The organism is Cryocola sp. 340MFSha3.1, from assembly GCF_000383315.1.
Lineage (GTDB): Bacteria > Actinomycetota > Actinomycetes > Actinomycetales > Microbacteriaceae > Leifsonia.
The window spans coordinates 1,487,471-1,506,488 of sequence record NZ_KB911087.1; the positions used below are offsets into that span (position 1 = coordinate 1,487,471).

Genomic DNA, 19,018 nt, shown 5'->3' on the forward strand with positions numbered 1-19,018 from the left:
CGGAAACCTCCGAGGAGTCCTTCATGCTCGACGGCTACGGCGCCGTTCTGAGCCTGCGAGCCGCAGGCACGTCACTCGTCATCGATGCGGCGGGTCGAGTGCCTCGCGTGCTGCACTGGGGCGCGGATCTCGGCCCCATCGACGACGCCGGCGCCGAGGCGTTGCGGGCGACCGCCGGACCGGCTCTGCTCAACAACTCACCCGACGTCCCGCGCACCTTCAGCCTGCTGCCGACCGAGTTCGAGGGATGGGCGGGGACACCGGCGCAGGAGGGTCACGCCTCCGGAACCGCCACCACCCCTCGCCCGCGGACAGTGGCCGTGCGGTACCGGACGGACGACGACCAGGGCGGGACGATCGAGATCGAGCTGGTCGACGAGATCACCGCCCTGCGGACGACGATGACCCTGGCGCTCGACCGCTTCGGCGTGCTCTCGGTGGACACGACTCTGGTCCGGGATGCCGCCCTCGGCGATGCGGGCATCCCGTACACCCTCGACGCCCTGCGTGTGATGCTGCCCGTGCCGGAGCGCGCGGTGGACATCCTCGACTTCACCGGCAAGTGGTGTCGTGAGCGCGCACCCCAGCGCGGTCCGCTGTTCTATGGCAGCCACGTGCGCCGCGCACGCAGGGGCAAGCCCGGCCACGATGCGCCGTTCCTGGTCGTCGCCGGCACGGAGGACCTCGGCTTCGGCCGCGGCGAGGCCTGGGCGACGCATCTCGCGTGGAGCGGCGACGGCGAGTACGTCGTCGAGCGGCTGACGGAGGGCGCCGGTGCGTTCTCGTCGGTCCTGGGCGTCGGGGAGGGGCTGCGGCCCGGTGAGATCGTGCTCGCCGACGGCGACCGGTACACCGCTCCCACAGCTCTCTTCGTGTGGTCGGCGAACGGCCTGGACGGCCTGGCCGATCGGCTCCACCGCCGGCTGCGCGCGCGGCCGTCGCATCCACGGTCCCCGCGTCCGCTCACCCTGAACTCGTGGGAGGCCGTCTACTTCGACCACGACCTCGCCCACCTGACCGCTCTGGTGGATCGTGCGGCCCGGGTCGGCGTCGAGCGCGTCGTCCTCGACGACGGCTGGTTCCACGGCCGCCGTGCCGCCGACGCCGGGCTCGGCGACTGGTTCGTCGACCGCACCGTGTGGCCGGACGGCCTCGGGCCGCTCGTCGACCTGGTCCGGTCGCACGGCATGCAATTCGGAATCTGGTTCGAACCCGAGATGGTGAACCTCGACTCCGACCTCGCGCGGGAGCATCCCGACTGGGTGCTCGGCCCGCGCCAGGGGCTCGGCGCGACCTCCCGAGCGCAGTACGTGCTCGACCTGACCCGCCCCGACGCGTACTCCCATGTCCTCGAGCAGATCAGCGCGATCATCGAGGAGTACGCCGTCGACTACATCAAGTGGGACCACAACCGCGATCTGTCCGAAGCCGTCAGCGGTTCGCCCGGTGTCGACCGGCCGGCCGTCCACGAGCAGACGCTCGCGCTCTATCGGATGCTCGACACCCTCCGTGCCCGCCACCCGCGCCTCGAGATCGAGACGTGCTCGGGAGGCGGCGGCCGGGTCGATCTCGGCATCCTGGAACGGACCGACCGCGTCTGGGCATCCGACTGCAACGACCCCGTCGAGCGCCTGCAGATCGAGCGCTGGACGCGCATGCTCCTCCCGCCGGAGCTCATCGGCTCGCACCTCGGCGCCGAGCGGTCGCACACCACGTCCCGCCGGACGGACCTGTCGTTCCGGCTGATCGTGGCCCTCACCGCCCACGCCGGCATCGAGTGGGACCTTCAGGAGGCGGACGACGACGAGCTGGACCGGATCGCCCGCTGGGCGGACGTCTACCGCGAGCTCCGGGGGTTGATCCACTCCGGCCGGATCGTCAACGCCGACCTGGCGGACGACGCGACCGCACTCACCGGGATCGTCGCCCAGGACGGGTCGCGAGCGCTCTACACCTGGGCGCGGCTCGTGACCTCGGCTCCCGGCCAGTCCGGCCGGGTCCGATTCCCCGGGCTCGACCCCGATGCCCGCTACACGGTGCGCGTCCGCGACGAGTTCGGTCCGGCCAGCCGGCACCAGGGCGCCGATCCCTCCTGGATCACCGCCGCCCTCGAGCCGGGCGGCGTCGACCTCCCCGGCTCGGTCCTCGCCGGCGCCGGCGTCCCCCTTCCCACCCTCAACCCGCAACAGGCGATGCTCTTCGACCTCGTCCGGCTGGCCTGAGCCACCGGACGCCGGTCTGACCCAGACGGCCCACCGCACCGAACACCCCTCGCGCACCGACGCGCCCGGGGCTCTTCAGAGAGGAAGAACGCATGACACGCATGACGCGTGCACGACGGAGCCTGCGTGCTCTGGTCGTGACGGTCGCGGCCCTGGGGATCGTGGCCGCCGCCGCCGTCCCTGCCGGCGCGACGCCGACGCCGGAACCGACGGCGACAGCCACACCATCCACCACCCCGACCGGGACGCCGACGCCCACCGTGTCGCCGACCGCGACGGGCACACCGGCACCCACATCCACCGAGAGCCCGAAGAAGGAGACTCCGACGGGCGCTCCGACGTCGGCGACGCCGGGGGTGCCGACCCCCATCCCGCCCGCTGCCCCCGCCGTGGACCCGTGGGCGGTCACGCCCTACATGGGGTGGAGCAGCTACAGCATGCAGGTCTACTCGGGCAACGGGAAGTGGATCACCGCCGACCAGCTCATCGCCCAGTCGGATGCCATGCACGCCAAGCTGCAGAAGGCCGGCTACGACTACATCAACGTCGACGCCGGCTGGAGCGACGGCGTCGACGCCAACGGTCGGCCGACTCCCAGCGCGACGCTCTACCCGCAGGGGCTGAAGAAGGTCATCGACCACGTTCACGCGAACGACCAGAAGTTCGGTGTCTACTTGATCCCCGGCATCGGACCGGACGTCTACAACAAGGCGTACCCGATCGCCGGTGCACCGGGATGCACCACGCACGACATCGCGAAGCAGCCGCTGACGCAGGCGGACTACTGGAAGATCGGCTACGCCATCGACTTCTCGAACCCGTGCTCGCAGAAGTACATCGACTCGATCGCAGACCAGCTCGCCGCGTGGGGCGTGAACTTCGTCAAGTTCGACAGCGTCACCCCCGGCTCCGGCATCAGCGACGGCTCGGTGGACGCGCGTGACGACGTCGCCGCCTGGTCGAAGGCCCTCAAGAAGCACAACATCTGGTTCGAGCTGTCCTGGGCGCTCGACATCAACTACGCCGACTACTGGAAGCAGTACGCGAACGGCTGGCGTGTCGAGTGGGACGTCGAGTGCTACTGCGGCAACGAAGCGCTCACCCAGTGGGACAACATCGCCCGGCTCTTCCCCCGCGCCGCTGACTGGTGGCGTCACGCCGGACCGGGCGGGTGGAACGACTTCGACTCGCTCGACGTCGGCAATGGGAAGATGGACGGCCTGACGCCGGACGAGCGCCGCACCGCCACCACGCTGTGGGCGGTCTCCGCCGCGCCGATGTACACCGGCAACGACCTCACCAAGCTCGACCAGCTGGGCGTCGATCTGCTCACCAACCCGGAGGTCGTCGGCGTCGACCAGGCCGGCGTCCCGGCACGTCCGGTCTCGACGACGACGAAGCAGCAGGTCTGGTACGCGTTGAACAAGGACGGCAGCTACACGGTCGCGCTGTTCAACCTGGGCCGGGCCGAGTCCGACATCACCGCGAAGTGGTCCGACATCGGCCTGACCGGGTCGGCGACGGTCCGCGACCTCTGGGCGCGCAAGAACATCGGCCGCGCGGACGGCTCGTTCACAGCGTCGGATGTGCCGATCCACGGCGTCCGGCTGCTCAAGGTCACGCCCGACAAGGGCGCGACGGTCACGGTCAACGACGACGCCCAGGGCTTCTCGTACGGCGGCGACTGGACGCGCAACGGGGGTGCCGAAGTCGCCGCGACCTCGCAGCCGCTGACCGTCAGCGTCACCGACACCGGCACGCCGGCACCGCCGACGTCGACCGGGCCGACCCGCACCACGAGCATCAACGACACCGACCCCGGCATCGCCTACTCCGGTCAGTGGGGGTACAGCAACGGGCGCAACTTCGGCGACTACCAGGACGACGTGCACTATGCGGAGCATCCCGGCAGCGACTCGTTCTCGTACACCTTCACCGGCACCGGGATCTCGTACCTCACCGAGCTCGACTCCTCCGAGGGCGAAGCGGACGTGTACATCGACGGGCAGTTCGTGAAGACGATCAGCGCCAACATCCCGAGCGCCTCCCACACGGCGCAGCAGACGGTGTTCACGACGAACGACCTCACCGACGGGAAGCACACGCTCCGGGTGGTGATGAAGTCGGGGCAGTTCATGCTGCTCGACCGGCTCGACGTCATCCAGCCGAGCCTGATCGACCCGTCCAGCGTGTCGTTCGACACGAAGGCGCCGGCGCCGGCGACCTTCTCGGTGCTGCGCGACCCGGACGAGTTCACCGGGATCACGGCGAACGGCACGGCGCTGAAGAAGGGCTCCGACTACACCGTGTCCGGGTCGACCGTCACGCTGCAGCCGTCGTACCTCGCGACGCTGCCCGTCGGGGCGACGACCCTCAACGTGGGCTTCCGCGGCGACTACCTCGATGACGTCCACGCCACGACGGCGACCGGAGCTTCGGTGTCGTACACGTTCACCGGCACCGGGGTCGACTGGCTCGCGCCGACCGGTCCCGACCAGGGCATCGTCGACGTCTATCTGGACGGCAAGCTGGTGAAGCGGGTCGACACCCACAGCGACACCCGCCGCACCCAGCAGAAGGTGTTCAGCGTCTCGGGACTCCGGAACGGGAAGCACACCATCATGGCGGTGAAGGAGTCGGGTGCGGTGATGCGCGCCGACGCCCTCCGCTACTCCGTCCGCTGATCCGTCGGGTGGGCCGGGAGCACCTCCCGGCCCACCCTCTCCGAAAGGCCCTCCGCATGTCCGGCTCCGACTCCGACGCCCTCCTGGGGACCGCCCCGCTCCCCACCCCCGACGACTACGACGCCTATTGGGCGAGCGCTCTCGACGACGCCGCGCGGCATCCGCTCGCCGTCCAGTTGGAGCCGGTGGACACGGGCCTCACCGCGGTCGACGTGTTCGACATCTCGTTCGCGGGGGCGGACGGGCGGCGGGTGAGCGGATGGCTCCGGCTGCCGCGGCATCGCGAGGGACGGCTCCCGGGCGTCGTGCACTTCAACGGCTACGGCGCCGGACGACTCGACCCGATCGACGACCTCACGTGGCCGGTCGCGGGCTTCGCACAGCTGGTCATGAACACGCACAGCCAGGGCGGCGGCAGCACCGGGCACCTGCTCGACGGGATCGAGGACCAGCACCGCTCCTATTACCGTGGGGTGTTCGTGGATGCGGCTCGCGCCGTGGACGCACTGCGCTCGCTGGACGAGGTGGACGGCGACCGGATCGCGGCGATCGGGAACAGCCAGGGCGGCGGGATCGCCCTCGGCGTCGGAGCCCTCCGGCCCGAGCTCTCCGCCGTTCTGGCGCAGGCGCCCTTCCTCACGGACGCACCGCAGGGCATCCGGCTGGCGCGCAACGGACCGTGGCTGGAGCTGCGCGCGTACCTGGCGGAGCATCCCGACCGGGCAGATGCGGTGGCGCGGACGCTGGCGTACGTGGACGGAGTCACGTCCGCCCGGCACGCGTCGGCACCGGGATGGATCAGCGACGGCCTCGACGACGACATCTGCCCGCCGGAGACCGCGCGCGCGGCAGCGGAGGCCTACGCCGCCCCGGTGACGCTGCGCGAGTGGCCGGGCGCCGGGCACGAGGCGGGGGCCACTCGCGACCGGCGCGGTGCGCTCGCGGTCCTTCGCGATCGTCTGCGGCTCGTGGATGCCTGAAGGCGCACCGCCTCAGGCATCGACGCGCTGGGCCGCCAGACTCCACACCTGCGGCAGCACCATCCCCTCGGCGCCGGGGCCCGACGTGGCGAAGTGGTCGACGTGCTGGTTGATCGACTCCTGCCAGCGCTGATTGGCGGGGTCGTCGTCCAGCGCGCTCATCGCCGCGGCGAAGTCGTCGCAGTCGACCACATGGAACAGGTCGCGTCCGCTGCGCCAGATCTGCCAGTCGTGGATTCCGAGCCGTTCGAACGACGCGACGAGGTCGTCCGGGATGGCGGAGTGCGCGGCGTCGTAGGCAGCCTCGTGGCCGTCGCGGATGATGGAGTGAAGCGCGACGCGCATCCCGGTGCTCCTTTGCGTCCGAAGTTTGAATTCCTATAGGAAATAGTAATAGTCTCGATGCCGGAAGGCGAGCGAAAGGACCCTCGATGCGATTCATGCGACTCGGCGAGCCGGGAGCGGAGATCCCCGTCGTCACCGACGGAACCACCACGTGGGACCTGCGCCCCCTCACCGCCGACATCGACGGCGCCTTCCTCTCCGACGACGGCCTGACGCGGGCCGAGGCCGCCGCAGGCGCGGGGGACCTCCCCGAGCTCGACCCGGCCGGGCTCCGCATCGGCGCCCCCATCGCCCGCCCCCAAGCCGTCATCTGCATCGGCATGAACTACGCGGCGCACGCCCGCGAGTCCGGCTCCGAGCCGCCCACCGACATCGTCGTCTTCTACAAGCACCCCAACACCGTCGTCGGGCCGAACGACGACATCCTGCTCCCGCCCGGGTCCACGACCACCGACTGGGAGGTCGAACTCGCCGTGGTCATCGGCAAGCGCGCCCGCTACCTCGACTCCCCCGAGCATGCCATCGACCACATCGCCGGCTTCGCGGTCGCCAACGATGTGTCCGAGCGCGAGTACCAGCTGCAGCGCTCCCTCGGCCAGTGGAGCAAGGGCAAGAGCTTCGAGACCTTCAACCCGCTGGGCCCGTGGCTGGTCCCAGCCGCCGAGGTCGGCGACGGAAGCGGGCTCGGCATCCGTTCGCGCGTCAACGGCGAATCGCGCCAGGACTCGAACACCAGCGACCTCATCTTCAACGTCGCCGAGATCGTCTACCGGCTCAGCCGGTTCACCGTGCTCGAACCGGGTGACCTCATCAACACGGGCACCCCCGAGGGGGTCGGCCTCTCCGGTCGCTTCCCGTACCTCGCCGCCGGCGACGAGGTCGAGGTCGAAGTCGACGGCCTGGGCGCGCAGCGTTCGGCCGTGCGGCCGGCGCTCTGACCGCATCCATCACCCACCCTCACTGCAAGGAGACAAGGATGTCGCACTTCGATGGCCTGGTGGCCGCCGTCACCGGCGGTGCGTCCGGGCTCGGCCGGGCGATCGCCGACGAGCTGGCCGCCCAGGGAGCGCGCGTGTTCGCGCTCGACCTCGACCCGGACGCCGTGAGCGTCCCGCACACCGGCATCCGCTGCGACATCGGCGACGACACCAGCGTGCGGGAGGCCATCGCGGCGGTCGTTGCCGAGGCCGGGCGGCTCGATGTCGTCATCGCGAACGCCGGGATCGGCGCGCAGGGCGACATCGAGGCGAACGACGACGACGAGTGGATGCGCGTGCTCAACGTCAACGTGATCGGCTCGGCCCGCACCATCCGGCACGCGATGCCGCATCTCAAGGAGTCGCCATCGCCCGCCGTCGTGCTCACCAGCTCCATCGCCGCCTGGGCCGGCCTGCCACAGCGGGTCCTGTACTCCGCATCCAAGGGCGCCATCTCGGCCATGACCCTGGCGATCGCCGCCGACTGCCTGCCGCTGGGCATCCGCGTCAACGCCGTCGCCCCCGGAACCGCCGACACCCCGTGGGTCGGCCGCCTGCTCGACTCCGCCGCCGACCCGGATGCGGAGCGCGCGGCGCTCGAGGCGCGCCAGCCGAGCGGACGCCTGGTGCAGCCGCAGGAGGTCGCGGAGGCGGTCGCGTACCTCGCGTCGCCGACGTCCGGGTCGAGCAACGGCGTCATCCTGCCGGTCGACGGCGGGATGTACTCGCTGCGGCCGCGGAGGTAGCCCGGTGGTCGATCGTCAGTTGCCTCGTCCGGCGGAGTTGTTGGAGTTGATGCAGTTCCGGAAGCCGGAGCTGAATTCGAAGAAGCGTCGCCTGGAGGCGGCGCTCACGATCGAGGATCTGGCCAGGATCGCGCGTCGGCGGACGCCGAAGGCGGCGTTCGACTACACCGAGGGCGCCGCGGAGGGCGAACTGTCGCTGGCCAGGGCCAGGCAGGCGTTTCAGGATGTGGAGTTCCATCCGTCGATCTTGCGCGATGTGTCCACGGTGGATACGTCGTGTGAGATTTGGGGTGGGCCGTCGGCGTTGCCGTTCGGGATCGCGCCGACCGGGTTCACGAGGTTGATGCAGACCGAGGGCGAGACCGCCGGGGCCGGGGCTGCGGGGGCGGCGGGGATCCCGTTCACTCTGTCCACGCTGGGGACCACGTCGATCGAGAATGTGAAGGCGGCGAACCCGCACGGCCGGAATTGGTTCCAGTTGTATGTGATGCGGCAGCGGGAGATCTCCTACGGTCTGGTGGAGCGGGCGGCGGCTGCGGGGTTCGACACGTTGTTCTTCACCGTGGACACCCCGATCGCCGGGGCGCGGTTGCGGGATAAACGCAACGGGTTCTCGATTCCGCCGCAGCTGACCCTGGGGACGATTCTGAACGCGATCCCCAGGCCGTGGTGGTGGTACGACTTCCTCACCACCCCCAAACTGGAGTTCGCGTCGTTGTCGTCCACCGGCGGCACGGTCGGGGATCTGTTGAATGCGGCGATGGACCCGTCGATCAACTACGACGACCTGAAGATCATCCGGGACATGTGGCCCGGGAAACTCGTGATCAAAGGCGTGCAAACCCTCGAAGACGCTCGCACCCTGGTCGACCACGGGGTGGATGGGATCGTGCTCTCCAACCACGGCGGCCGCCAACTCGACCGCGCCCCGATCCCGTTCCACCTGCTCCCGTCCGTGGTGCGGGAAGTGGGCCGGCACACGGAGGTCGCGATCGACACCGGCATCATGAACGGCGCCGACATCATCGCCGCCTACGCCCTCGGCGCCAAGTTCACCCTCATCGGACGCGCCTACCTCTACGGGCTCATGGCCGGCGGCCGGGAGGGTGTCGACCGCACCATCCACATCCTCACCGACCAACTCACCCGCACCATGAAACTCCTCCAAGTCACCTCCCTCGCCGAACTCGGCCCCCACCACGTCACCCAACTCACCCGCCTGCAACCCCTCCGCAACGCCCCCGCCGCTGCGCGCGAGGACGCCGACGCCTGATCCCCTCGCGAGATTTGCGCCAAATCGCGGCAACCCACGCCACCTCCGCGCGAGATTTGCGCCAAATCGCGGTAATACGGCGCCCAGAACCACGATTTGGCGCAAATCTTCACGGGACGTGACGCGCAGGACCGCGATTGAGCGCAAATCTCGCACCGCGGAGTCGGGCGAACGCCGTAAGGGCGCCCACATTCGCGCCGAATGTGCGCTTTGCCCGCCGCATTCCGCACATTCGGCACGAATCTCGGGGCTTGTCAGCGCGGGGTGCTCGCAAGCGACGGCGGATCTCCCGCACGATGTGCGCCAAATCGCGGGAATGCGGCGCTCAGAACCGCGATTTGGCGCAAATCTCACACGCAGCGATGGGGAGAGGGCGGCAACATTCGTGCCGAATGTGCGCTTTGCCCGCCGCATTCCGCACATTCGGCACGAATCTCGGGGCTTGTCAGCGCGGGGTGCTCGCAGACAACGGCGGATCTCCCGCACGATTTGCGCCAAATCGCGGTAATGCGGCGCTCAGAACCGCGATTTGGCGCAAATCTCACACGCGGCGGTGGGGCGAGGGCGGCGACATTCGTGCCGAATGTGCGCTTTGCGCGCCGCATTCCGCACATTCGGCACGAATGTCGCGGGTCAGGGGAGGCGGTAGGCGCGGCGCGACGTGAGCGACAGCACCTCGTCGCGCTCGGCGGGGGTCAGCGGCTCGAGGAGGGCGCGCGCGGTGGCCATGGTTTCTGCGTAGGGCGTCGCGAGGGTCGAGACCGGCCAGTCCCCGCCGTAGAGGAGGCGCGACGGGCCGAATGCGGCGAGCGCACGATCGACGTACGGACGCAGGTCCGCGGCCGACGCCCGCCCGGCCGGACCGAGGGTCGTCAGGCCGGACAGCTTCGCGAAGACGTTCGGGCGGCGCGCAAGCGAGTCCATCAGACTCCCCCAGTCACCGGGCTCCGCGCCGACCGGCGGGGTTCCGAGGTGGTCGATGACGAGCCGCAGCTCCGGCAGTTCGTCGGCGAGCGCGACCGCATGCTCCAGGTGCCGCGGCAGCACCCCGATCACGTCGAACGTCAGCCCGCGGGAGGCGAGCACACCGAGCGACCGGCGCACCGGCTCCTGCGCCAGCCAGTCCGGGTCGGGTTCGTCGTGGATGAGGTGCCGGATGCCCACAAGCGGCCCCGCCTCCGCCCAGTGGTCGAGCTGCTCTCCGACCCGGTCGGGGTCGAGCAGATCGACCCACGCGACGACACCGGCGACCAGCGGCGACTCCGCAGCGACGGCGAACATCGCCGCGGAGTCCTCGATCGTGCTCGCCGCCTGGACGAGCACGACCCCGTCCACCCCGGCCTCCCGCAGCTGCGGTTCCGCCTCGGCGAGCGTGAAGGTCCGGTTGATCGGGGCGACCGCGTCGGACAGCCACGAGTAGGTCCCGTACTCCAGGTCCCACAGGTGCAGGTGCGCGTCGACCGCCATGGCTCAGACCAGGTCGAACCGGATGAGGGCCGGCCCGGCGACCGCCGGCTCCGGGAGGGTCAGGGCGATCGCGTCGCCGTCCCGCGTGGCGGCGACCGGCGTGCCGTCCGCGAGCCGCGCGCTGTCCGCATCCACCGCGGACGACACACCCTCGAGGCGCACCGAGCCCGTCGCGTCGACGAACGCGTTCGCGACGGAGTCGGACCCGACGCCCTCACCGCCGCGCGTCCAGCGCACCCACGGCTCCTCCGACGGACGGGCGATGGATGCGTCCAACACCCGCGAGCCGAACACGGCGTCCCCGTTGACCGCGTTCCACGCGGCCAGGTGCTCCAGCGTCCGGCGCTGCAGATCGGGTACGGTCCCGCGAGCGGTCAGGCCGACGTTGAGCAGCAGGTTCCCGCCGCGCGAGACGATGTCGACGAAGGTCTTCACCGCATCCGGGCCGCTCAGCATGTGCCGTTCGTCCTCGAGCGTGTTATGGCCGAAGGAGTAGCCGATCCCGCGGCAGTTCTCCCACGCGCCGGCGCCCTCGACGTTGGTGCCGTTCTGGTACTCGCTGGTGCGGAAGTCCCAGTGCGTCTCACCCCAGCGGTCGTTCGAGACGCCGTCGGGGGCGGCGGCGTAGAACTTCTCGAACAGTCGCTCCATGCTGTGCGGACCGCTGGGCTTGCCCGCATCCGGCCACTCGATGTCGCCCCAGAGCACATCCGGACGGTAGCGGTCGATGAGGTCGGCGACGTGTTCGTACGCGTACTCGGCGTAGCCGGCGTCGACGGGGCGGCGGAAGGCCTGGCCGTCGTCGGTGATCGGCTCCAGCTCGGAGTAGTGCCAGTCGAGCCCGCCGGAGTAGTAGACGCCGAAGCGCAGGCCGGCCGCACGGGTCGCCTGCTCGAAGGCGCCGACGAGGTCGCGGCGCGGTCCGCGGGCGACGGTGTTGCGGCCGTCGGTGCCGGGCGCATCCCACAGGGTCACGCCGTCGTGGTGCTTCGTCGTCGGCACGAAGTAGCGGGCGCCGGTGCTCTTCACGAGCGCGATGAACGCCTCCGGGTCGAAGTCGACCGGGTCCCACTGGTCGATGAAGTCGTCGTAGGGCGCCCCTCCGTAGACCTCGCGCTGGTGTTCGGCGGCCGGGCTGCCGGGGATGCGGATGGTGTTGTAGTACCACTCGGCGTACGGGTTGTGCGCGAACCAGTACCCCTTCTCGATCGTGCCCAGCTCACCGATCGGCTCGGCCCAGGCCGGCACCGAGTACGGCCCCCAGTGCACGAAGATCCCCAGCTTGGCGTCGGTGAACCACTGCGGCACCTCGCGCTCGAACCGGCGGTAGTTCTCCGGGCGGACGGGATCGTCTGTGAACATGGCCACGGGTGGTCTCCTTCGTCGTCGAATGGATGCGCCGGAGCGATTGTGGGATGCGTCCGGAATCCATATCCTATAGGCAATAGCATCCGTGTTCAACGATGCGATCCCCCACTCGAAGGAGAGTTCCCGTGACCACCGCGCTCGACGCACCCCCCGCCTCGTTCGTCCGGCCCACCGACTTCCGCCTGCCCGGAGGCGAGTGGTTCATCGGTGCGGGCTTCGGCCTGTTCGTGCACTGGGACCACGCCAGCCAGCAGGGGATCGAGATCTCCTGGCCGCTGGTCGGTCGTTCCATCATCCCCGGTTCCGACGGCGTCGAGGACACCGTGACCGTCGACGAGTACCAGTCGACTGCGGCGACCTTCAACCCGGTCGAGTGGGATGCGGTCGCTCTGGCCCGGCTCGCGAAGCGCGCGGGCGCCCGCTACGTCGTCTTCACTGCCCGCCACCACGCGGGCTACGCCATGTTCCACACCGAGCAGTCCGACTTCGGCATCGAGCACTCCCCCTTCGGGCGCGACATCACGCGCGAGTTCGTCGAGGCGATCCGCGCGGAGGGCATCCGGGTCGGGATCTACTACAGCCTCCCGGACTGGAACCACCCGGACTACCCCGCCTTCCGCATGGAGGACCGGCCGTACGCTCTCGAGCACTGGCCGGCCGCCGGCGACCCGGCCAACGCCGGAACACCGGTCGCCGACGACCGGCACCGCCGCGCGACGCCCGAGCAGTGGCAGCGCTACCAGGAGTACCTGCGCGGCCAGCTCACCGAGCTGCTCACCCGTTACGGCACCATCGACCTGCTCTGGTTCGACGGGGAGTGGGAGCGGTCGGAGCGGGAGTGGGACAGCGCGGGCCTGCGCGCCCTGATCAAGTCCCTGCAGCCGGACGTCGTCATCAACGACCGCCTGCTCGGCCAGGGCGACTACAAGACGCCCGAGCAGGGCTTCCCCGTCACCGCCCCCGATGGGCCGTGGGAGCTGTGCATGACAATCGGCCAGATGTGGGCGTGGCGCCCGGGCGACACCAAGAGCAAGAGCACCACCTCCCTGATCACGACGCTGATCGAGGTGGCGTCGCGCGGCGGCAACCTCCTGCTGAACATCGGGCCGAAGGGCGACGGCAGCCTCAACGAGTCGCAGGTGCGCACCCTGGAGGAGACCGGCGAGTGGATGGACGTGCACGCGCAGAGCGTCGTGGACGTCTCCCCCACCGCCGGCGTCGACTTCTACGGTCCGTCCACCGCCCGCCCGGGGACCCTGTACCTGCACCTGGTGATGCGCCCGATCGAGGAGGTCGTCGTGCGCGGCATCCCGGTCGGCCGGGTCACGGGGGTCCGCCTGCTGGCCACCGGCGAGGAGCTTCCGTACGACGTGAACCTGGAGGTGCACGAGCAGCCGGCGCCCGGGGTCGACCCGCTGGGCGAGCTGCACATCCCGGCGCCGGCAGCATCGGGCGCGGTCGTCGATGTCATCGCGATCGATTTCGCGTAGACCGGGCCGACCTCTTGACCGCCGACCGGGCTCCGATCTAAGCTCCGCATGAGGCCTATATCGTAGACCCTATAGGATTGTGAACCACCCGACGGGGCGAGGACGCCCCGGACGATCCTCACGAAGACAGTACGACAGGCACCACCAACGCAAGGCGATCACCTGGATGAATCCAATGGAGGAGGCACAGCACGTGACACCACGAAGCAAGCGCAGGGCGGCCAGGATCGGCACCGCCGTCCTGCTGACCGGAGCACTCACCGCACTGGCCGGCTGCGCCGGCGGCAGCGGGGGCGACGCCAAGGGCGGCCCGATCAGCATGTACACCTGGGTCAGCAGTCAGAGCGACCGCGACCAGTGGGAAGGCTTCATCGATCTCGGCAAGAAGGTCGACCCCGACCTCGACGTCACGATCGAAGGCCCGAGCTTCAACGACTACTGGACCAAGGTCAAGACCCGCCTCAGCGGCTCCAACCCGCCCTGCCTGCTCACCACCCAGGCCGCGCGGGCGCAGGAGCTCTCGGGACTGCTCATGCCGCTGAACGACCTGATCAAGAAGAACAAGCTCGACACCTCGAAGTTCGACGAGTCGATGCTCAAGGGCATGACCGTGGACGGCACGATCCGCGCGATCCCCTACGACGCCGAGCCGATCGTCCTCTACTACAACGCGGACAACTTCGCGAAGGCGGGCCTGCAGCTCCCGAGCACCACCTACACGCGGGAGCAGTTCCTGGCCGACGCGAAGAAGCTGACGACGGGCGACCACAAGGCGCTCGCGATCTCCCCCGGCTTCTTCATCCCGAACGCCTGGGCCATCGCCGACGGCGCGGAGGCCGTGAAGGACTCCAAGCTCGACCTCACCAACTCCAAGCTGGTCGACCAGGTGCAGTCCTACTTCGACCTGGTCGGCAAGGAGGGCATCGCGAAGGCACCCGAGGCCGCGGACGGCTCCGACGTCTCCCAGTCGGCGTTCACCAGCGGCGCCGTCGACATGCTGATCGAGGGCCCGTGGATGTACGGCACCTTCGCCGACGCCGCCAAGTTCAAGATGGGCGTGACGATCGTTCCGAGCACCTCTGGTGAGGCGCACGGCATGACGGCCGGCTCCGGCTTCGGCATCGCGAAGAACTGCAAGAACCCGGACGCGGCCTTCAAGGCGATCGTCGCGATGACCGACACCAGCGTCCTGAAGGGTCAGGCGGAGAAGCGCGGCATCGTGCCCTCCCGAGCCGACGCCCAGTCGGCCTGGGCCGAGGGCAAGTCGCCGGAGGCGTACGCCGCGGTGCAGGCTCTGCTGAAGAACGCGACGGCGCAGATCACCACCCCCACCTGGAACCAGGTGGAGACCCTGTTCACCCAGTACGGCGTCGAGGGGTACCGGGGTGACAAGACGGCCAAGGACGTGCTGAGCACGATCCAGAAGTCGGTCGGGCAGTAGCGCATGACCTCCCCCCTGGTCACGGGTGCCGTCGTCTCCGAGGAGACGGCGGCACCCGCCGCGCCCCCGACCCGCCCGTTCGGCGTGCCGCATCCCACCCCTCCCCGCCGGGGCGGCCGCAAGCGCCGCGGGGACGGCCTGGTCGCCCTCGCCTACCTCTGGCCGGGTCTCGCCGGCTTCACGTTCTTCATCGTCGTCCCGCTGCTCGGGTCGCTCGTCATCAGCCTGTTCGAGTGGCCGCTGTTCGGCTCCCCCACGTTCATCGGGCTGGCGAACTACCAGAAGCTGTTCAGCGACCCGACGTTCTACACGGTGCTGATCAACACGGTGATCTTCGCCTTCGTCTACACGGCCCTGAACCTGGCCGTCGCCCTGGCGGTCTCGCTGTGGCTCAACACCCGCATCAAGTTCGCCGGGTTCTGGCGCGTCATCTTCTTCCTCCCGGCCATCACCCCGATGGTCGCGAACGCCCTGGTCTGGCGGCTGCTCCTCAGCGACGACGGTCTGGTCAACTCGGCGCTCGCCGGCATCGGCATCGACGGTCCCAGCTGGCTCTCCGACTCCCGCTTCGCTCTGGCGTCCGTCATCGCGATGTCGGTGTGGCAGTCGTTCGGCTACAACGTGATCGTGCTCTCGGCCGGTCTCGGCGGCATCCCGAAGGAGATCCTCGAGGCCTCCCGGATGGACGGAACGAACGCCTGGCAGCGGCTGCGGTCGATCATCCTGCCGATGATCTCGCCGTCGCTGTTCTTCACCATGACGATGACGATGATCGGCGCGTTCCAGGTCTTCGTTCAGCCGCAGATCCTGACCCAGGGCGGACCCGGTGAGTCGACGAACACCTTCGTGCTCTACCTGTACCGCAACGGCTTCGTCTTCGACCGGCTCGGCTATGCGTCGGCGCTGGCGTGGATGCTGTTCATCGTCGTCATGATCATCACCGCCCTGCAGTTCGCGGGCCAGAAGAGGTGGGTCAACTATGACAAGTGACACGCTCGAACGCGCCGGCACTCGCACGAACGGCCGCCGGCACGGACTCCGGCCGGCTCAGCGCGTCGTCGTGACGAAGACCTGGCTCAACACGCTGCTGATGGCCATCGTCGCGCTGCTGTTCACCTTTCCCTTCATCTGGATGTTCTTCTCGGCCCTCAAGCCGGAGTCCGAGGTGTTCTCGCCCCACCCGACCTTCATCGGGTCCGAGGTGAAGTGGTCGAACTTCGTGGATGCGTGGACCCTGGTGCCGTTCGGCCGGTTCATCTTCAACGGTTTCTTCGTCTCGATCTGCGGCGCCCTGCTCTCCGTCATCGTGGCGGTGCTGTCGGCGTACGCGTTCTCGCGCCTCCGCTTCAAGTACCGCGACCGCATCTTCCTGCTCTACGTGCTCACGCTGGTGCTCCCGCAGGAGGTGCTGGTCGTCCCGCTGTTCATCATGATGAACCAGCTCGGCCTCGTCGACACGTACACGGCTCTGATCATCCCGTTCGCGTTCACCGCGTTCGGCACGTTCCTGCTTCGCCAGTTCTTCCTGACGATCCCGATCGAATTCGAGGAGGCCGCGCTGATCGACGGCGCCTCGCGCTTCCGCACCCTGTGGTCGGTGCTGCTCCCGCAGCTCACGGCGCCGCTGTCGGTGCTGGGCGTGTTCTCATTCGTCGGCTACTACAACTCCTACCTGTGGCCGCTGATCATCATCAACAGTCAGGAGCTCGCGACCGTGCCCCTCGGGCTCTCCATGTTCACCGGCGAGCACGGCACCCAGTGGAGCCTGATGATGGCCGCATCCACCATCGCGATCATCCCGTCGCTGATCATCGTCGCGCTGCTGCAGCGTCAGCTGATCAAGGGCGTCGCCCTCGGCGGCTTCGGCGGCCGCTGACCTCCCCGTCCCTCACCAGAAAGCAGACACCCATGAGCCTCGCCCCGCCCGCCGCCCTCACCGCCGTCGACGGCACGATCGTCAGCGCCGAGGCCTGGCTGAGCGACCTGGAGGTGGAGACGGTCCGCACGGATGCGGTGCAGTCGTTCCTCAAGCAGGAGACCATCTTCGTCCGGTTGCGCACGGTCGGCGGGGTCGAGGGGATCGGCTACAGCTACACGATCGGGACCGGCGGCGCCGCCGTCCTCAGCCTCCTGCGCGAGACGCTGCTCGACGTGGTGGTCGGGATGGACGTGAACCGTCCGGAGGACGTCTGGCGCGCCCTGTTCTCCTCCACCCGCGCCACGACCGTGGGCCTGATCACCTCGCTCGCGCTCGCCGCCGTCGACACCGCGGTGTGGGATGCGCGCTGCAAGGCGGCAGGCCTGCCGCTCTGGGTGGCGGCGGGAGGCGCGCAGCCGCGGATCCCGCTGTACGACACCGAGGGAGGCTGGCTGCACTTCAGCACGGACGAGCTGGTCGCTCAGGCGGTCGAGTCGCAGCGGCGCGGGCTCGGCGGCGTGAAGATCAAGGTCGGCAAGCCGCGCGCGCACGAGGACTTCGAGCGGTTGAGCGCCGTCCGCGAGGCCGTCGGGGACAGGATGGACATCATGGTGGATGCGAACCAGTCCCTGACGGCGGCCGAGGCCATCCGCCGCGCTGCCCTGTTCGAGAAGCTCGACATCTTCTGGTTCGAGGAGCCCCTCCCCGCGGAGGACGTCGCCGGGCACCGCCGGCTCGCCGAGTCGACCAGTGTCCCGGTCGCGGTCGGCGAGTCGATCTACTCGGTCGGCCACTTCCGCGAGTACCTGCAGTCGGGTGCCGCCTCCATCGTCCAGGTCGATGTCGCCCGCGTCGGCGGCATCACGCCGTGGCTGAAGGTCGCGCACCTCGCCGAGGCGTTCAACGTGGCGGTGGCTCCGCACTTCCTGATGGAGCTGCACGTGTCGCTGTGCTGCGCGGTGCCCAACGCGCTCTATCTGGAGCACATCCCCCAGCTGCGCGCTGTGACCCGCACCGAGATGGCGATCCGCGACGGTCACGGTCTCGCGCCGTCGCAGCCGGGCCTCGGCATCGAGTGGGACCTGGACGCCGTCGACGACCTGCGGGTCGCCTGATGGGCCCGAAGCGCGCGTTCGGGCGCGGTGGCCTGTCGGTCGGTCCGATCGGCTACGGCGCCGCAGCCCTCGGCAACCTCTACAGCGCACGGCCCGAAGACGAGTGGCCGCGCATCGTCCCCGCCGCCTGGGAGGCGGGCGTCCGCTACTACGACACGGCGCCGCACTACGGCCTGGGGCTCGCCGAGGAGCGTCTGGGCGAGAGCCTGCGCGCCTTCCCGCGCGACGAGTACGTGCTCTCGACCAAGGTCGGCCGCGTCCTCGATCCCAACCCGGACTACCGGCCGGGAGACACCGACATCGCGAACCTGTTCGACGTGCCCGCGACCCTGCGGCGCCGCTTCGACTACTCGCGCGACGGCGTGCTCCGCTCGGTAGAGGACTCCCTGCGACGCCTCGGTGTCGACCGCATCGACGTGCTGTTCGTCCACGACCCGGACGATCACGAGCGGGAAGCACTGGAGGGCGCCTTCCCGGCGCTCGACGAGCTCCGGTCGCAGGGCGTCATCCGCTCGTACGGGGCCGGGATGAATCAGACCGCCATGCTCACCCGTTTCGTCCGCGAGACGGACCTCGACATCGTGATGTGCGCGAACCGGTACACACTGCTCGATCCCTCCGCCGAGGAGGAGCTGCTGCCGGCGGCGCAGGAGCGAGGAGTGTCGGTCGCCGTCGCGGCGGTCTTCAACTCCGGCATCCTCGCCACCGACCGACCCGCGGCCGACGCGACCTTCGTCTACGGCACGGCGTCGCCTGAGCTGATCGCGCGGGTGAACCGCATCGCCGACATCGCCGAGCGGCACGGCGTCACGGTGCCGCAGCTGGCGGTGCAGTTCCCGCTGCGGCATCCCGCGGTCTCGACCGTGGTGCTGGGGGCGGACACCCCGGCCCAGATGGAACGGAACGCCCTGCTGTCCACTCCCCCGGTGCCCGAGGCGGTATGGGGGGAGCTGCGGGAGGAGGGACTGTTGCCGTGAAGATCCTGCATCCTC

General features: G+C 69.5%; 15 protein-coding genes. 12 read left to right on the forward strand and 3 right to left on the reverse strand.

The features are described from left to right. Positions 1–23 precede the first annotated feature (23 nt). The 3 genes from H284_RS0107065 (at position 24) to H284_RS0107075 (ending at position 5,886) form a co-directional block, all read left to right on the forward strand. Entirely contained in the window at positions 24–2,222 is a 2,199-nt protein-coding gene (locus H284_RS0107065) for an alpha-galactosidase (RefSeq protein ID WP_020075682.1), read from the forward strand. A gap of 92 nt (positions 2,223–2,314) precedes the next feature. Next, positions 2,315–4,906, forward strand: coding sequence for a X2-like carbohydrate binding domain-containing protein (locus H284_RS0107070; protein WP_020075683.1), 2,592 nt, complete (start codon positions 2,315–2,317; stop codon positions 4,904–4,906). A gap of 56 nt (positions 4,907–4,962) precedes the next feature. Continuing rightward, positions 4,963–5,886 (forward strand): acetylxylan esterase, encoded by a 924-nt coding sequence (locus tag H284_RS0107075; protein WP_020075684.1) that lies wholly within the window; start codon positions 4,963–4,965, stop codon positions 5,884–5,886. A 12-nt stretch (positions 5,887–5,898) separates the two neighbouring features. Here the strand turns inward: H284_RS0107075 and H284_RS0107080 are convergent, their stop codons facing one another. Continuing rightward, a complete protein-coding gene (locus H284_RS0107080; RefSeq protein ID WP_018189709.1) occupies positions 5,899–6,231 on the reverse strand; it encodes an L-rhamnose mutarotase in 333 nt (110 codons plus the stop codon). 86 nt (positions 6,232–6,317) lie between these two features. Here H284_RS0107080 and H284_RS0107085 point away from each other — a divergent pair, with 86 nt between their 5' ends. Genes H284_RS0107085 through H284_RS0107095 form a run of 3 tightly spaced genes read left to right on the forward strand, consistent with a single transcriptional unit; the run spans position 6,318 to position 9,227 of the window. Continuing rightward, a complete protein-coding gene (locus H284_RS0107085) occupies positions 6,318–7,169 on the forward strand; it encodes a fumarylacetoacetate hydrolase family protein (protein ID WP_029042849.1) in 852 nt (283 codons plus the stop codon). 38 nt (positions 7,170–7,207) lie between these two features. After that, on the forward strand, positions 7,208–7,954 hold the full coding sequence (locus H284_RS0107090) for an SDR family NAD(P)-dependent oxidoreductase (RefSeq protein ID WP_020075686.1): 747 nt from the start codon (positions 7,208–7,210) through the stop codon (positions 7,952–7,954). Positions 7,955–7,958: 4 nt separating this feature from the next. Continuing rightward, positions 7,959–9,227 carry an alpha-hydroxy acid oxidase gene (locus H284_RS0107095; RefSeq protein ID WP_018189706.1) on the forward strand — a complete coding sequence of 423 codons (1,269 nt, stop codon included), beginning with the start codon at positions 7,959–7,961 and terminating at the stop codon, positions 9,225–9,227. 633 nt (positions 9,228–9,860) lie between these two features. On the opposite strand, the gene H284_RS0107100 is transcribed toward H284_RS0107095, so the two are convergent. Then, entirely contained in the window at positions 9,861–10,694 is an 834-nt protein-coding gene (locus H284_RS0107100) for an amidohydrolase family protein (RefSeq protein WP_020075687.1), read from the reverse strand. A gap of 3 nt (positions 10,695–10,697) precedes the next feature. Further along, positions 10,698–12,056, reverse strand: a complete 1,359-nt coding sequence (locus tag H284_RS0107105; protein WP_231371175.1) for an alpha-L-fucosidase — start codon at positions 12,054–12,056, stop codon at positions 10,698–10,700. Between the two features lie 131 nt (positions 12,057–12,187). On the opposite strand from H284_RS0107105, the gene H284_RS0107110 reads away from it, so the two are divergent. The 6 genes from H284_RS0107110 to H284_RS0107135 all read left to right on the forward strand — a co-directional run bounded on the left by H284_RS0107110 (position 12,188) and on the right by H284_RS0107135 (position 19,003). Continuing rightward, positions 12,188–13,552: an alpha-L-fucosidase gene (locus H284_RS0107110; protein WP_020075689.1), complete on the forward strand. Its 1,365-nt coding sequence runs from the start codon at positions 12,188–12,190 to the stop codon at positions 13,550–13,552. A gap of 193 nt (positions 13,553–13,745) precedes the next feature. Beyond that, positions 13,746–14,993 (forward strand): ABC transporter substrate-binding protein, encoded by a 1,248-nt coding sequence (locus H284_RS0107115; RefSeq protein WP_231371104.1) that lies wholly within the window; start codon positions 13,746–13,748, stop codon positions 14,991–14,993. A 3-nt stretch (positions 14,994–14,996) separates the two neighbouring features. Then, positions 14,997–15,983 (forward strand): carbohydrate ABC transporter permease, encoded by a 987-nt coding sequence (locus tag H284_RS0107120; protein ID WP_018189701.1) that lies wholly within the window; start codon positions 14,997–14,999, stop codon positions 15,981–15,983. Then, positions 15,973–16,869: a carbohydrate ABC transporter permease gene (locus tag H284_RS0107125; protein ID WP_018189700.1), complete on the forward strand. Its 897-nt coding sequence runs from the start codon at positions 15,973–15,975 to the stop codon at positions 16,867–16,869. The genes H284_RS0107120 and H284_RS0107125 overlap by 11 nt, the downstream gene beginning before the upstream one ends. 32 nt (positions 16,870–16,901) lie before the next feature. Beyond that, the gene (locus H284_RS0107130; protein WP_018189699.1) at positions 16,902–18,026 is read left to right on the forward strand and encodes a mandelate racemase/muconate lactonizing enzyme family protein; all 1,125 of its coding nucleotides are present in this window, start codon (positions 16,902–16,904) and stop codon (positions 18,024–18,026) included. Then, entirely contained in the window at positions 18,026–19,003 is a 978-nt protein-coding gene (locus H284_RS0107135; RefSeq protein ID WP_020075691.1) for an aldo/keto reductase, read from the forward strand. The genes H284_RS0107130 and H284_RS0107135 overlap by 1 nt, the downstream gene beginning before the upstream one ends. The last annotated feature ends 15 nt before the right edge of the window (positions 19,004–19,018 follow it).

What these genes read in the sequence shown, in the direction of transcription:
- H284_RS0107080 (WP_018189709.1), bottom strand. Translation starts at nt 6,231, where the DNA reads ATGCGCGTCGCGCTTCACTCCATCATCCGCGACGGCCACGAGGCTGCC.
- H284_RS0107070 (WP_020075683.1), top strand. Translation starts at nt 2,315, where the DNA reads ATGACACGCATGACGCGTGCACGACGGAGCCTGCGTGCTCTGGTCGTG.
- H284_RS0107105 (WP_231371175.1), bottom strand. Translation starts at nt 12,056, where the DNA reads ATGTTCACAGACGATCCCGTCCGCCCGGAGAACTACCGCCGGTTCGAG.
- H284_RS0107075 (WP_020075684.1), top strand. Translation starts at nt 4,963, where the DNA reads ATGTCCGGCTCCGACTCCGACGCCCTCCTGGGGACCGCCCCGCTCCCC.
- H284_RS0107085 (WP_029042849.1), top strand. Translation starts at nt 6,318, where the DNA reads ATGCGATTCATGCGACTCGGCGAGCCGGGAGCGGAGATCCCCGTCGTC.
- H284_RS0107125 (WP_018189700.1), top strand. Translation starts at nt 15,973, where the DNA reads ATGACAAGTGACACGCTCGAACGCGCCGGCACTCGCACGAACGGCCGC.
- H284_RS0107065 (WP_020075682.1), top strand. Translation starts at nt 24, where the DNA reads ATGCTCGACGGCTACGGCGCCGTTCTGAGCCTGCGAGCCGCAGGCACG.
- H284_RS0107135 (WP_020075691.1), top strand. Translation starts at nt 18,026, where the DNA reads ATGGGCCCGAAGCGCGCGTTCGGGCGCGGTGGCCTGTCGGTCGGTCCG.
- H284_RS0107130 (WP_018189699.1), top strand. Translation starts at nt 16,902, where the DNA reads ATGAGCCTCGCCCCGCCCGCCGCCCTCACCGCCGTCGACGGCACGATC.
- H284_RS0107100 (WP_020075687.1), bottom strand. Translation starts at nt 10,694, where the DNA reads ATGGCGGTCGACGCGCACCTGCACCTGTGGGACCTGGAGTACGGGACC.
- H284_RS0107120 (WP_018189701.1), top strand. Translation starts at nt 14,997, where the DNA reads ATGACCTCCCCCCTGGTCACGGGTGCCGTCGTCTCCGAGGAGACGGCG.
- H284_RS0107090 (WP_020075686.1), top strand. Translation starts at nt 7,208, where the DNA reads ATGTCGCACTTCGATGGCCTGGTGGCCGCCGTCACCGGCGGTGCGTCC.